The organism is Hymenobacter sp. PAMC 26628 (assembly GCF_001562275.1).
Taxonomy (GTDB): Bacteria; Bacteroidota; Bacteroidia; order Cytophagales; family Hymenobacteraceae; genus Hymenobacter.
Genome location: NZ_CP014304.1, coordinates 4,374,074 through 4,386,583 on the forward strand (window position 1 = coordinate 4,374,074; position 12,510 = coordinate 4,386,583).

13 protein-coding genes are annotated in these 12,510 nt (G+C 66.5%); 2 read left to right on the top strand and 11 right to left on the bottom strand.

Features of this window, described 5'->3' with window-relative positions:
• Nucleotides 1-75: 75 nt before the first annotated feature.
• The 7 genes from AXW84_RS18905 to AXW84_RS18935 all read right to left on the bottom strand — a co-directional run bounded on the left by AXW84_RS18905 (nucleotide 76) and on the right by AXW84_RS18935 (nucleotide 7,685).
• Nucleotides 76-1,485 (bottom strand): murein hydrolase activator EnvC family protein, encoded by a 1,410-nt coding sequence (locus AXW84_RS18905; RefSeq protein ID WP_236943167.1) that lies wholly within the window; start codon nucleotides 1,483-1,485, stop codon nucleotides 76-78.
• 75 nt (nucleotides 1,486-1,560) lie between these two features.
• Nucleotides 1,561-2,355 (bottom strand): DUF4292 domain-containing protein, encoded by a 795-nt coding sequence (locus AXW84_RS18910; protein WP_082773988.1) that lies wholly within the window; start codon nucleotides 2,353-2,355, stop codon nucleotides 1,561-1,563.
• Nucleotides 2,348-4,150, bottom strand: a complete 1,803-nt coding sequence (locus AXW84_RS18915; RefSeq protein ID WP_082773989.1) for a tetratricopeptide repeat protein — start codon at nucleotides 4,148-4,150, stop codon at nucleotides 2,348-2,350. Before AXW84_RS18915 ends, AXW84_RS18910 begins: the two co-directional genes overlap by 8 nt.
• 135 nt (nucleotides 4,151-4,285) lie before the next feature.
• Nucleotides 4,286-5,296, bottom strand: a complete 1,011-nt coding sequence (locus tag AXW84_RS18920; RefSeq protein ID WP_068236888.1) for a sugar phosphate nucleotidyltransferase — start codon at nucleotides 5,294-5,296, stop codon at nucleotides 4,286-4,288.
• Nucleotides 5,297-5,363: 67 nt separating this feature from the next.
• Nucleotides 5,364-6,344 (bottom strand): threonine ammonia-lyase, encoded by a 981-nt coding sequence (locus AXW84_RS18925; RefSeq protein ID WP_068236891.1) that lies wholly within the window; start codon nucleotides 6,342-6,344, stop codon nucleotides 5,364-5,366.
• A gap of 181 nt (nucleotides 6,345-6,525) precedes the next feature.
• Complete coding sequence (dut, locus tag AXW84_RS18930) at nucleotides 6,526-6,960, bottom strand: dUTP diphosphatase (protein ID WP_068236894.1); 435 nt, start codon at nucleotides 6,958-6,960, stop codon at nucleotides 6,526-6,528.
• 56 nt (nucleotides 6,961-7,016) lie between these two features.
• On the bottom strand, nucleotides 7,017-7,685 hold the full coding sequence (locus AXW84_RS18935; protein WP_068236897.1) for a hypothetical protein: 669 nt from the start codon (nucleotides 7,683-7,685) through the stop codon (nucleotides 7,017-7,019).
• Nucleotides 7,686-7,804: 119 nt separating this feature from the next.
• On the opposite strand from AXW84_RS18935, the gene AXW84_RS18940 reads away from it, so the two are divergent.
• The gene (locus AXW84_RS18940; RefSeq protein ID WP_068236900.1) at nucleotides 7,805-8,341 is read left to right on the top strand and encodes an REP-associated tyrosine transposase; all 537 of its coding nucleotides are present in this window, start codon (nucleotides 7,805-7,807) and stop codon (nucleotides 8,339-8,341) included.
• A 110-nt stretch (nucleotides 8,342-8,451) separates the two neighbouring features.
• On the opposite strand, the gene AXW84_RS18945 is transcribed toward AXW84_RS18940, so the two are convergent.
• Together AXW84_RS18945 and AXW84_RS18950 are read right to left on the bottom strand one after the other, a co-directional pair.
• A complete protein-coding gene (locus AXW84_RS18945; protein WP_068236904.1) occupies nucleotides 8,452-8,631 on the bottom strand; it encodes a hypothetical protein in 180 nt (59 codons plus the stop codon).
• A gap of 337 nt (nucleotides 8,632-8,968) precedes the next feature.
• Nucleotides 8,969-9,448, bottom strand: a complete 480-nt coding sequence (locus AXW84_RS18950) for a hypothetical protein (RefSeq protein WP_068236907.1) — start codon at nucleotides 9,446-9,448, stop codon at nucleotides 8,969-8,971.
• Between the two features lie 208 nt (nucleotides 9,449-9,656).
• Here AXW84_RS18950 and AXW84_RS18955 point away from each other — a divergent pair, with 208 nt between their 5' ends.
• On the top strand, nucleotides 9,657-10,139 hold the full coding sequence (locus AXW84_RS18955; RefSeq protein WP_068236910.1) for a YybH family protein: 483 nt from the start codon (nucleotides 9,657-9,659) through the stop codon (nucleotides 10,137-10,139).
• Between the two features lie 33 nt (nucleotides 10,140-10,172).
• Here the strand turns inward: AXW84_RS18955 and AXW84_RS18960 are convergent, their stop codons facing one another.
• Entirely contained in the window at nucleotides 10,173-11,672 is a 1,500-nt protein-coding gene (locus tag AXW84_RS18960) for a lipopolysaccharide biosynthesis protein (RefSeq protein ID WP_068236913.1), read from the bottom strand.
• A 3-nt stretch (nucleotides 11,673-11,675) separates the two neighbouring features.
• Nucleotides 11,676-12,467 carry an enoyl-CoA hydratase/isomerase family protein gene (locus AXW84_RS18965; RefSeq protein WP_068236916.1) on the bottom strand — a complete coding sequence of 264 codons (792 nt, stop codon included), beginning with the start codon at nucleotides 12,465-12,467 and terminating at the stop codon, nucleotides 11,676-11,678.
• Nucleotides 12,468-12,510: the final 43 nt, after the last annotated feature.

A 12,510-nucleotide genomic window follows, 5' to 3' on the forward strand; every position in this document is an offset into this window, starting at 1 on the left:
TGCTTGGCCTAGCATATGCTGCTCTGGGGCCCCAGGGCAAAGCCAAGCGCAGCTTGGCGGCACCAGCAATTTGCTTTAGCGGCGGCCCAGCCAGCTTTCGGGGTTGAGGTTGGCCGAGTTGTGCCACACCTGGAACTGGAGCTCGGCGGTGCCGTCACTGCCCGCGGCCACCGTGCCGATGACGTCGCGGGCGCGCACCCGCTGGCCGTCGCTCACGCTCACCGTGCGCATCTTGGCGTACACCGTGAAGTAGTCGCCGTGTTGAATCATAACGATGGTATTCATGCCTGCAATGCTGGTGATGGTGAGCACCTTGCCGTCGAAGCAGGCCCGCACCGGCTCGCCGGCCCCGGTCTGGATGTCGATGCCCCGGTTTTCCACCGTCACGTGGCGCAGCACCGGGTGCGGGTGCCGCCCAAAGCGCTGGCTGATGAAGCCGCGGCCCACCGGCCAGGGCAGCCGCCCCTTGTTGCCGGCAAAGTTGGACGCCACCAGGGCGGTTTCCGGGGTGAGGGCCACGCGGCTGGCGCTGCGGTCGGCGGCGGTTTCGGGGGCGTCGGCGTCGGGGCCGTCGTCGCTGCGGGAGGTGCGGCGGCCGCTGCGGGCGCGGGTGGTGGCCAGGGCCTCGCGGCGGGCGGCGAGGCGCGCGGCCCGGGCGGCGCGGGCAATTTCCTCGCGCACGCGCTCGGCAATCAGGTGGTCGAGGCGCTCCACGGCCTGCTGGCGCTCGGCCAGCTCGGCGCGTAGGCCCTGCTCCTGCTGGCCCAGCTGCTGCACCACCTCGTCCTGCTGGGTTTTGAGGGTGAGCAGGCTTTTATTCTCCGACAGCTGGGTGTTCAGCAGGGCCCCCTTGCGGCGCTGCTGCTGCGTGAGGCCCGTGAGCTGCTCGTGCAGCCGCACCTGCGTGCCGCGGATGCGCGCCGCCTGCTGCTGCCGCTCCTCGGTGTATTGGCGCACGTAGCGCAGCCGCAGCACGAACTGATTGAACGAGTCGGCGGCGAACAAAAACATGAGCTGGTTGAAGCCGTTGGCCGTTTTCGACGCTGTGTACAGCAGCCGGGCGTACTCGTCCTTCAGCTCGGCCAGGCTGTGCTGGGTTTGCAGCACCTGCTGGGCCGTTTGGTGCACATTGGTGTCGATGCCGTGCAGCTGGGTCGAAATATTTTGGATGACGTCCTGCTTCACCACCAGCTGCTCCTTGATGACGCTGAGCTGGCCCAACGTCACCTTTTTCTTGGCCTGGGTTTGGTCCAGGGCCCGGCTTTTTTCCTGGATAGCTTGCAGGTTGGCGCGCCGCTCGCGCTCCAACTGGGCCTTGCTTTTAGCTGGGGGCCCCACCGCCACGCGCGTTTTCCGGCGGCGCGCCGGGGCCGGGCGACTCTTGGCCGAATGCGTCGGGGCAGCTTTTTTGCGGCGCGGGTGGTGTTGCGCGGGGGCCCCCAGGGCCTGGCCCAGCCACAGGCACAGCACCAACAAGCCGGCCACAGTGGCCCGAAGCGACTTGCGTCGCCGTTGTTTTGGGGGCCGTTGTGTTGCTTGCGCCGTGCCGTTCACTCCGTGCTATTTGTTGCCTTTCACCCGCTGGAAGCCCTTCGGGATGTCAAAGGGAAAGCTCAGCCCGGCCGCACCAGCGCTCACCTTGCTGTACTTCAGGCTGGCCTTTGTGCCCACGGCGCCCTGCTTGGCGTCTATCAGCAGGCTGTGGGCAAAGGGTACTTTGGCCCCGTCTACAGCCTGGAAATCGGCGTAGTCGGCTGCGAGGCTACGGTTGGAGCCAGTTTCGGTCAGCGTAAGCTTTTCCACCCGGCCCGAAGCGGCCTGAATTATCTGCTCCACAATCACGCCGTTGAGCGGGTAGGCCACGCGCTGGCCGCCGCTGGGGCCCGTACCCAAGGTGAGGGCCGCGCCGGCCGGGGCCGCCTGGTAGTTGCCCAGCAGCAGGGCCTGGGCCTGGGCGAAGCTCACCGGCACGTTCAGCAGTTTGGTCAGGTAGTCGTAGCCACCGGCGAAGTAGGTTTTGTCCAGCCGGTTGACTACCCGCACCGAGTCGGGGGTAAGCAGGGCCCGCACGCCTTCAAAGCCCAACAGCCCCGCCGAAATCCAGATGGCGCTGTCGCGCCGCATCCGAATGTTGATGGTGGCCGACTTTTCATCGCCCTTAATGGTGGCCTGCACTTTGCCCTTGGCCGTGAGGTAGGGCGAGTCGAAATCGACAGCTTTCACCGCGGCCTCTTTGCTGGGGCGCACGGTGGTCGAGGTCGACGCGCCCGGGGCCGTGCCTTTCGTGGTGGGCACGGCGCGGTGGCACGCGCCAGCCCCCAGCCCAAGGGCCAGCAGCAAAACGGATTTATTCATACAATTTATGGTCGCGGATTTTGCGGTCTAGGAATTCGGAGGCCCCCCCCCCGGCCTTGCGGGCGCGCTGCCAGGCGGCCAGGGCCGGCTCTTTTTCACCGAGCTGGTACAGCACGTCGCCGTAGTGCTCGATGACGGAGGCGTCCTTGGTGGTTTTGAGGGCCGTTTCCAGGGCCGTGCGGGCCCCGGCGTAGTCTTTTTGCTTGTACAGCACCCAGGCGTAGGTGTCGAGGTAGGTGTCGCTGGCGGGAAACTCCTTCACCACGCGGCCGGCCATTTCCTTGGCTTTGTCGAGCTTCTGGCCGCGCAGCGACAGGTAGTAGCTGTAGTTATTCAGCACCGCCCAGTTGTTGGCGTCGATGGCCAGGGCCGCGTCGTAGGCGGCGTCCGACTTCTCGTAGTCCTTCATCGCGTGGTACGCGTCGCCGAGCTGCGAGTCGAATTGAGCCAGCAGCTCCGGCGTGTCGGTGGCCAATTTGCGGCCGTGTTCCAGCGAGGCCACGGCCTGCTGCGGCTGCTTCTTCATCAGCAGGCCCGTGCCGTTGAAAAACCACATCGACGCCTGGTTGGGAAATAGCTCCAGGGCCCGCTCCGAGTGCACCAGCAGCGAGTCGGTCTGGCTCAGCTCGGCGTCGAGCAGCACGACCTGCTGCCATACCTGGTAGCGGGTGTTGTCGTACTTCAGGGCCCTGAGGTAGGCGTTGCGGGCCTCGCGCTTGTGGCCGGTCAGGGTTTGCACGTCGCCGCTCAGGGCGTAGGCTTTGGCTTCTTTGGGGTGGGTGCGCACGGTGGCAGCGGCCAGGTCCAGGGCCAGCTGGTTCAAGGCTGGGTTGGGCAGCTGCTTGAGGTAGCTGGCCAAGATGCGCACCGCGTTGTCAATGTCCAGCGCCGGCGAATCAAAGGCCAGCCGTAGCTCTTTCTCCGAGGCCTCGGCCTGCTTTTGCTGGCGGTAGGCGTCGGCCAGCAGCAGGTGGGCCCCGGCGTTGCCGGGGTCGAGCTTAAGGGCCTCCTGGGCAAGGCGAATGGCGTCGGGCAGGCGGTTGTTGGCGGCGTACATCTGGGCCTGGGCCAGCACGTAGCGGGGCTGGTCGGGGTTGGCCGCCACCAGCTTGTTGCCCTCGGCCAGGGCCAGGTCCAACTTGTTTTGCTTGAGGTAAATCTGCTGCTTTTTGAACGATACTTCGTCGCTGGGCCCGAACTGCTGCTCGGCCTGGGCCAGGGTAGCCAGGGCCTCGGGCAGCTTGCCCTGCGCCAGGTACAAGTCGCTCAGGTTGAAGAGGTAGCCACCCGAGTTGGGCACTTCCTTCACGAGGGCGGCGTAGGTGCGGGTGGCGGCGTCGTACTGCTTCTGGCTGGCCTGGGCCTGGGCCAGCAGCAGGTAGTAGTAGGCATTCTTGGGGTCGAGGCGCACGGCGGCGCTGCCGTAGTTGGTGGCGTCGCGCAGGTTGCCGCTCAGCAGGCTGGCTTCGGCCAGCTTGTAGTTCAGGGCCGCGTTGGTGGGGTTGAAGGAGTACGCCTTGCCCAGGCGGTCGAGGGCCTTGGGGTAGTCCTCCAGCAGCACGTACTTCACGCCGTCCACGAACAGCGACTCACTCACCTCGCGGTCGCGCTCCGACAGTACGGGCGCGGCGGGCGCGTCTTTTTTGGCGGCAGCCTGGGCCTTATCGGCCTCGCGCTGCTGCTTGGCAATGGCCCGGCGCTCGGCCCGGCTCAGCGACGGGCGGTCGGCCGGCGCTTGGGCGCGGGCGGCCCAGGCCGGCAGCAGCAAAAGAAAAACAACCAGGGCAGCGCGCATGACGAAAGAAGCTAATCGGCCCCGCGGCCGGTCCCAAAATTACGGCTAATAAATGCCGACGGCGCGGCCCCCACCGGAGGCCGCGCCGCTTTAACGCAAATTCGCCCTAAAAATTTCCGCCCGTGGGCGGCCGCCTCACACGCGCAGGTTGTTGTAGTCGCCCAGGCTCAGGTCGTCGGGGGTGCCGGCCACCACGGCGTGGTTGCCCACCATCGAGTTGGTGATGACCGTGTTGAGCAGCGAGGCCGAGGTTTGCACAATGGAGTTACTCAGGCGCGAGTCGCGCACGTTGGCGTGGTCGCCCAGGCTCACGTGGGGCCCCACCACCGAATTGGTAATGATGGCGTTCTCGCCCACGTACACCGGCTCGATCAGCACCGAGTTGGTGATGATGGCCGACGCGGCCACCAGCGATTCGCCGCGCTCCTTGAGGTACTCCAGGTAGCGCTGGTTGGTGAACACCGTGGCGTCTTTGTTGCCGCAGTCGAGCCACTCCGTCACGCGGCCGGGCACGAACGTAGTACCCTGGTTTTTCATGTTTTCCAAGGCGTTGGTGAGCTGGAACTCGCCTTTGTCCTTGATGTCGTTATCAAGCAGGTACTGCAGCTCTTTGCGCAGGTACTCGCCGTCCTGGAAGTAGTAGATGCCGATGATGGCCAGGTCGGACACAAATTCCACGGGCTTCTCCACGAAGTCGGTGATCTGGCCCTGCTCGTTGAGCTTTACCACGCCGAAGGGGCGCGGGTCTTCCACCTGCTGCACCCAAATGGTGCCGGCCACGGTCGAATCGAGCGTGAAGTCGGCTTTGAACAGCGTGTCAGCAAAGGCCACCACCAGGGGCCCCGTCAGCGACTCTTTGGCGCATAGGATGGCGTGGGCCGTGCCCAGCGGCTCGTCCTGGTACACAATGGTGGCCTTGGCGCCCACCGATTCGGCAATGCCCTGGAGTTGCTTTTCCACAGCCGCCCCGAAGCGCCCGATGATGAACGCTACTTCGTCGACGGGCTCGCCGCACACCTTGGCAATGTCCTCCACGAGGCGCTGCACAATGGGTTTGCCGGCGATGGGCACCAGGGGCTTGGGCACGGTGAGGGTGTGGGGGCGCATGCGCTTGCCCATGCCCGCCATTGGAACGATGATTTTCATTGGACGGAGTGTCGGTAAAGGTGAGAAAGAAGAAGTAAGATGTTCGGCAAAGAAAGGCGCCGCCGAACTAGTCGCCAACAGGATCAGCTAGCAGATCGGCCAGCGTGGCGGGGTCCACGTTGCCGCCGCTGAGCAGCAGCACCGTGTGGCGGCTGGGCGGCAGTGTAGCGCGGTGGCGCAGCAGCGCCGCCAGCGGCAGGGCAGCCGTGGGCTCCACCACTACCCGAGCCTCGGTGAGGAGGCGGTGGGCGGCGCGGCGCAGGTCGGCCTCGCTCACGGTCACGATGTCGTCGGCATACGTGCGGATGTGCCGAAAGGTCAATTCGCTCAGCCGCAGCGTGCGCACGCCGTCGGCCAGGGTGCGATTGGTGTCGGCGGCCGGCCATTCCACCACGTGGCCAGCGCGCAGCGAGGCCTGGGCATCGGCGGCCAGCTCGGGCTCTACACCGATAATTTTAATACTGGGCTTCAGCGCCTTCAGGGCCACGGCCAGGCCGCTGAGCAGGCCGCCGCCGCCCACTGGGGCCAGCACCAGTTCTACTTCCGGCAGGTCCCGGAAAATTTCTAGCCCCGCCGTACCCTGCCCGGCAATTACGTAGGAGTCGTCGAACGGCGGCACCAGAATGCGCGGCCGCTGGGCCTGGAGGCGGGCGGCTACGTCTTCGCGCCGCTCGTGGGCGGGATCGTACAGCACCACTTCGGCCCCCAGGGCCCGGGTGGCGGCCACCTTCACGGCCGGGGCATTGGTGGGCATCACGATGACGGCCGACAAGCCCAGCGCGCGGGCGGCGTAGGCCACCCCCTGGGCGTGGTTGCCGCTGGAATAGGCGATGACGCCCTGCGCCCGCTCTTCGGCCGACAGGGCCAGGATGCGGTTGGCCGCCCCGCGAATTTTGAAGGAGCCGATGGGCTGGAGGCTTTCGGCCTTGAGGTACACGGCTTCCTCGGGCAGCTCGGGCACGGCCAGCGGCAGCAGCGGCGTGTGCCGGGCCAGGCCGCGCAGCCGCACCTGGGCCTGCTCAATATCGGATAAAGTAACGAAGTCCATCGGTGGAAAGCTATACGGAAGAAGGGGCCCCGGGGCTGGGCGGGGCCCCGGCGGGCGGCTTTTTCACTGACCGCCCGGTAATCGTTGCCTCAATTTCCTGGGGCCCTAAACCGTTGTTCAAGCCGCCGCAACAATTAGCGGGCAGCCAGCGAAAAGCCGGCAGCCCGCCTCGCCGGGGGCCCTACCCTGCGCCGGTGCTGCCGTAGCCGCCGGTGCCGCGCCCGGTGGGGGCCAGGGTTTCGGCGGGTTGCCAGGCGATGGTTTCGTGGCGGGCCACCACCAATTGGGCTACCCGCTCGCCGTCGCGCACCTCGAAGGGCACGTTGGAGAGGTTCACCAGCAGCACCCCAATTTCGCCGCGGTAGTCGGCGTCGATGGTGCCGGGGCTGTTCACCAGGGCAATGCCGTGGCGCAGGGCCAGGCCGCTGCGGGGCCGCACCTGCCCCTCAAACCCCACCGGAATGGCCACCGCCAGCCCCGTCGGAATCAGGGCCCGCTCCAGGGGCCCCAGCGTCACGGGCGCGTCGAGGAAGGCGCGCAGGTCGAGGCCGGCGGCGTGGTCGGTTTGGTATTCGGGCAACGGGTGGCGCGAGCGGTTGACGACGGGTATCTGCATGGGAAAACTAAATAGGCGGGCGAAGATAGAAGCGGGGGCGGGCTACACGCCGGCCGCTATAATTTCGGCTGCACCTTCACGTCGCCGTTCACGTGCAGGCGCACCACTTCGGTGGCACTCAGGCCGTCGTTGTCCACCACTTGCACGGCCAGCACGTGGGCCCCGGGGCGGAGCTGGAAGGTCTGGACGCCGGCCTTGTCGAGCAAAATGCTGGGGCGAAAGCCCTGGGCCGGGTCGTGGTGGGCGTCCCAGGCGTAGAACTCAATGCCGGCCGGGCTCTCGCCGGTGGCCGTGAGCTGCACGGCCCGCTTGCCGGCGGGGGCCCCCGCCGGCGCCAGCGCCGCCACGGCCACCGCCAGGCGGGGCTTGTGGGCCAGGGGCACGATGTCTTTCACGGCCACCAGCTCGATGCCGATGCCCTCCTTGGTGCGCAGGCGGGCGCACTCCTCCACGGCCCCTTTGCCAAACGAGAAGGCCAGGATGTAGCCCACCGGGGCCCCGCTGGCCCGCTGCCGGGCAAAGAGGGCCGCGTCGTGGCGCTCGGCGGCGGCGCGGAAGTTGTCGACCACGTTGCGGCCGATGCCCTCGCTCTGCTTCACTTGCAGGGGCAGGCCCTCGCGGCTGGTGCCGTCGAGGCCGAAGTCGCCGCGCCGCTTGGCGTTGGGCGTGCCGCCGAACTGCGTCACCAGCCAGCCCTCGAAGGCGTAGGGGGCAAGACGTGGCAACGAAGTGGCGCGGGGCTCCGCCCCGTGCCGCAATGCCGCGGGGCTCTGCCCCGCAACCGTTGAACGGCAGGCGCTACATTGCCCGCGGCACGGGCCCCCAGGCTTGTACCCATTTTCCAATGTCACAAAAATACAAGACCCACGCCGGCGGCCTCTACTTCGCCACAATGACCGTTACGGGCTGGATAGACCTTTTTACCCGGGCCGACTACGCCGACCTGGTGCTGGACGGCTTGCGCCATTGCATCCGCCACAAGGGGCTGCGCGTGTATGAATTTTGCGTTATGCCCAGCCACATCCACTTGCTGGCCGACCTCGCAGACGACGACAAGCTGCTGGCCCACGTGCTGCGCGACGTAAAAAGCTACACCGCGAAAGAGCTGGTAAAGCTCATCGAAACCCACCCCCAGGAAAGCCGCCGCCCTTGGCTGCTGCACCAGCTCGGCTTCGAAGGCCGGCACCACGGGCAAGTGAACAAGGTGTGGCAAAACGGTTCGCACCCCGTCGGCCTCACCAATCCGGGGCAGATAAAGCGCTGCCAGCACTACATCCGGCAAAATCCCGTGGTGGCCCGCCTGGTCACCGAAGCGCAGCACTACCCCTTCAGCAGCGCTTGCCCCGGCCACGGCATGCCGCTCACGGAACTGGGTTGGTAGCCAACTGCTCGGTTTGGCCCGGCCCCCGGCCGGAGCTGCAAAAAGAAACCGTTTTACTGTTCCGGCCGGAGGCCGGGGACACCGCGGCACGGGGCAGAGCCCCGCGCCATCTACTGCATGATGCCGCCCGACCAGCGGTCCTCAAAAGAGCGGCGCTCGCCGGCGTCGCCCCAGATGACTTCGTAGGTGCGGTTGGAGAAGAACGGCGGGTCGAGGTAGATGAGGTCCACCGAGTCGGCGGGGAGCTGGCGCAGTACTTCGAGGTTGTCGCCGAGGATAAGTTCGTTCATGGCGGCAAGATAAGCCGGGCCCTAGCCCGCGGGCGGCGGGCCGGGGCCGGGCCCCGGCCCGCCGCCCCAAAACATCCGTCTTCCGCCGAAAAAGCTCGGCGGGCCGGGTTATTTCAGTGGAACGCCGGGCTTTTTCAGTGGCGGGCCGGGGGCGGACCCCGGCGCGCCGAGCTTTTTCAGCGGCGCGCCGCCGAAATAACCCGGCGTTCCACCAAAAAAGCCCGGCCCGCCAAGCAATTTGCTTGGCGGGCCGGGCTTTTTTGGTGGAACGCCGGGGCTGGACCCCGGCGCACCGGGGTTGAACCCTGGCGCGCCGGGGGCGGCGGGCGGCGCGGGGCTAGGCCCCTGTGGCTGGTTTCACGGCCTTGGCGGTGGGGCGGGCGAAGCGGGGGGCCAGCTCGGCCACGGCGGCCTGGGCCCCGGGCTGGTTGTTTTTGGCGGCCGCTTGCAGGGCCCCGTAGCCGACGAGGGCGGCGGCGTAGCCTTCGGAGCCGGCCACCATGCGGGTTGAGTCGAGGTCGAGGGCCAGGGCGTCGGTTTCGAGGTAGATGGGCAGCAGGCCGCTGCTGGTGTCGGCGTCGATGGCGAGGCCGGCCGCGTCGAGGTAGCTAGGCATGAGCGCGGGCAGGCTCTGGGCGTATTCGGCCATTTTTGAGACAAAGGCCAGGGTTTTGTCGCCCATCTTGGGCAAGTCCTGGCGCTGCTGCGGGGTGAGCGGGTACAGGTAGGGGGCAAGGTCGGCGCGGGCCTCGCGGATTTTGGCGAGGGCCCCGGCCAGCACGGCGGCCGGGATGAGTTCGGTGTTCAGGTTATCCATGAAAAAAAGAAGGTCTTACGGGGCCCCGTAACCGTTGCGGGGCCCACCGGCCCGCAAGGTGCGACAAGCGCGGCACTTGCCCGCGGTTGGCCTGCCAAGCGCGGCCTGCGCAACGTCGGTTATTTATAAAATTATATTCTTATACTTGTTTCTTCGCGGCACCGCCCCGCACAGGGGTTGCCTGTGCCAACCGGCAAAAGTTTCGCTTATGAACAAGTTTCTGGCTACCCCCTTGACGGCCCTCGTTTTCGGGCTGGCGCGCCAGTTGGCGGTTGCACAACAACCCGACACCTTGAAGGACCGGCAGGCCTTGGCGTTGCTCGTCACGAACTATGAAAATGCGTGGAACCGCCACGATGCGCAAGGCCTCGCCGCCCAGTACCACCCCGACGCGACTTGGGTCAACTGGTTCGGAGCGTACTCAAAGGGCCGGCCCGACATCCAGGCGCACTACGCCACCGTGCACGGCACGTACTTCAAAACGTCGCACTACTACACCCGGTCCGTCGAAGACCTGACATTCGTGAAACCCGACGTAGCCATCATGCACGTGCGCACCGGCCTGAGCGGCGACACGCGCTACCCCAACCAAACCTTTGAGTTCCGCCGCACGCTGGTGCTCACCAAGCGGAACGGAACCTGGGGCATTTTGGCGGGCCAGAACGCCAAGCTGAACGACGGAATAAAATGACTGGCACTGCCCACCGGTTCAGCCGCAGCCGCGCTAGGCGCGCCGCAAGTGGCGGCCTTCGCCCAGCCACAGGGCCCCCACGAAGGCCAGCGACAACCCCACGTGCCAGGCGTGGCGGGGGCCCCACGAAGCCATCGGCACCGCCCAGCCCAGCGCTACCAGCCCCACGGCCAGCGCCAGCCACAGGCCCAGCCGGCCCACCGGGTACGGCACCGGAAAGTGCCGCTCGCCCAGCCGCCAGCACAGCAAGGCCATCATGAAGTAGCAGGCCAGCGTGGCGATGGCCGAGCCCATGTAGCCCAGCACCGGAATGAGGAGGAAGTTGAGGGCGATGGTGAGCACGGCCCCACCGGCCCCGATGTAGGTGCCGTAGTAGGTTTTGTCGGTCAGCTTGAACCACACCGACAGGTTGTAGTACACGCCCAGAAACAGGTTGGCCAGCAGCAGCACCGGCACCACGGCCAGCCCCTGTAGGTACTCGCGGCGCCGCAGAAACAGGGCCCCGAAGTCCTCCACGTTCAGGCTGATAACCACGAATATCACTGCGCAGCACAGCGTAAACCACTTGAGCACCAGCGCGAACGTAGCCGGCGAGTTCTTCTCGGTGCTTTGGGCGAAGAAGAACGGCTCGGCCGCGTAGCGAAACGCCTGAATGACGAGCGACATGAAGATGCTGAGCTTGTAGCACGCCCCGTAGATGCCCACCGCCGTGAGGCTGCTCTTCCCCGGGTAGAAGCCCGTGGGCAACCACTGGGCCAGCAAAATCCGGTCAAACGTTTCGTTCACCATGCCGGCCAACCCCATCAGCATCAGCGGGTAGGCGTACTTCAGCAGTGGCCGCAGGGGGCCCCGGCTGAATTGAAACCGGAAGTCGAGCAGCTCGCGGCCCAACAGCAGCAGCGTGGCCGCGCTGGCCACCAGGTTGGCCAAAAACACGTAGCCCACGCCCAGGCCGGGGTCGTACACGCGGGCCACCAGGGGCCCCAGCGCGGGCAGCCACTTGCCGCTGGCCACAGCGGGGCACAGCACAATGAAGAACAGGTTCAGGGCCACGTTTACCACAATGCCGGCCATTTTGACGGTGGCAAACTTGCGGGCCTGGTTTTCGAGCCGCAGCCGGGCAAACGGGATGGCCGACACGGCGTCGAAGCCCAAAATCAAGGCCATCCAATAGAAGTACCGCTCGTAGCCGGGCCCGATGTCGAGCAGGCCCAGCAGCGGGCGGGCCAGGGCCATCAGCAGCAGCGTGAGCCCGACGCTGCTCAGCAGCAGCAAGCTCAGGGAGCGGTCGTACAGCTCGCGGCGGTCGGTACCGGGGCGGTTGGCGAAGCGGAAGTACGTGGTTTCCATGCCGTAGGTAAACACCACGTTCAGAAACGATACGTAGGCGTACAGCGCCGTCACCACCCCGTATTCGGCCGCCGCAAACGCGCCCGTATAAATTGGCACCAGGAAGTACGTCAGCACCCGGCCCACGATGCTGCTCACGCCGTACACCGCGGTTTGAGAAGCCAGCTTTTTGGCAATGCTCATGCGCTATTTTCCCTGAAATACCGCTGGCCGCTTCTCCACAAACGCCTGGGTACCTTCCTTAAAATCGTCGGTTTGGAACGCGCGGCCGAAGGCTTCGGTCTCCGCCACGTAGCCGTCCTGGCGGGGGTCGTAGCCGGCATTTACGCATTCGATGACCAGCCCAAGCGCCACGGGGCCCTTGCTCAGCATCTTGGCCAGCAGCTGCTGGCAGAAACCCAACAGCTCCGCCAGCGGCACCACGTGGTTCACTAACCCCAGGCGCAGGGCCTCATCGGCCTTGATCATGTCGGCGGTCAGCATTAGTTCCAGGGCCTTGGCCTTGCCCACCAGTTGGGGCAGGCGCTGGGTGCCGCCATAGCCGGGCAGCAGGCCCAGGCTCACTTCGGGCAGGCCGAAGCGGGCCGTGTCGGCGGCCACGCGCAGGTGGCAGGCCATGGCCAGCTCGCAGCCGCCGCCCAACGCGAAGCCATTCACGGCGGCCACCACCGGCTTGGGGCTGCGCTCGAACTGGGCAAACACCCGCTGCCCGTACGCCGACGCGCCCGCGGCCTGCACGGCCGTGAGGGACGCCAGCTCGGCAATGTCGGCCCCCGCCACAAAAGCCTTTTCGCCGCTGCCCGTGAGCAGGATGGCGCGCACCGCCGGGTCGGCCAGGGCCTGCTGGGCCGCGGTGTCGAGCTCCGCAATGGTGGCCGCGTTCAGGGCATTCAGCTTGGCAGGGCGGTTGACGGTGAGGGTGAGCACGCCGGTGGCGGCATCGAGGTCGTAGAGCAGGTTATCGAAAGAAGTGGCCATGAGGCGAGGGCTAAGCAGTTGGGTCAAAGGTAGGGCCCCGGGC

What these genes read in the sequence shown, in the direction of transcription:
- AXW84_RS18910 (WP_082773988.1), bottom strand. Translation starts at nt 2,355, where the DNA reads ATGAATAAATCCGTTTTGCTGCTGGCCCTTGGGCTGGGGGCTGGCGCG.
- AXW84_RS18915 (WP_082773989.1), bottom strand. Translation starts at nt 4,150, where the DNA reads ATGCGCGCTGCCCTGGTTGTTTTTCTTTTGCTGCTGCCGGCCTGGGCC.
- AXW84_RS18920 (WP_068236888.1), bottom strand. Translation starts at nt 5,296, where the DNA reads ATGAAAATCATCGTTCCAATGGCGGGCATGGGCAAGCGCATGCGCCCC.
- AXW84_RS18925 (WP_068236891.1), bottom strand. Translation starts at nt 6,344, where the DNA reads ATGGACTTCGTTACTTTATCCGATATTGAGCAGGCCCAGGTGCGGCTG.
- dut (WP_068236894.1), bottom strand. Translation starts at nt 6,960, where the DNA reads ATGCAGATACCCGTCGTCAACCGCTCGCGCCACCCGTTGCCCGAATAC.
- AXW84_RS18940 (WP_068236900.1), top strand. Translation starts at nt 7,805, where the DNA reads ATGTCACAAAAATACAAGACCCACGCCGGCGGCCTCTACTTCGCCACA.
- AXW84_RS18945 (WP_068236904.1), bottom strand. Translation starts at nt 8,631, where the DNA reads ATGAACGAACTTATCCTCGGCGACAACCTCGAAGTACTGCGCCAGCTC.
- AXW84_RS18950 (WP_068236907.1), bottom strand. Translation starts at nt 9,448, where the DNA reads ATGGATAACCTGAACACCGAACTCATCCCGGCCGCCGTGCTGGCCGGG.
- AXW84_RS18955 (WP_068236910.1), top strand. Translation starts at nt 9,657, where the DNA reads ATGAACAAGTTTCTGGCTACCCCCTTGACGGCCCTCGTTTTCGGGCTG.
- AXW84_RS18960 (WP_068236913.1), bottom strand. Translation starts at nt 11,672, where the DNA reads ATGAGCATTGCCAAAAAGCTGGCTTCTCAAACCGCGGTGTACGGCGTG.
- AXW84_RS18965 (WP_068236916.1), bottom strand. Translation starts at nt 12,467, where the DNA reads ATGGCCACTTCTTTCGATAACCTGCTCTACGACCTCGATGCCGCCACC.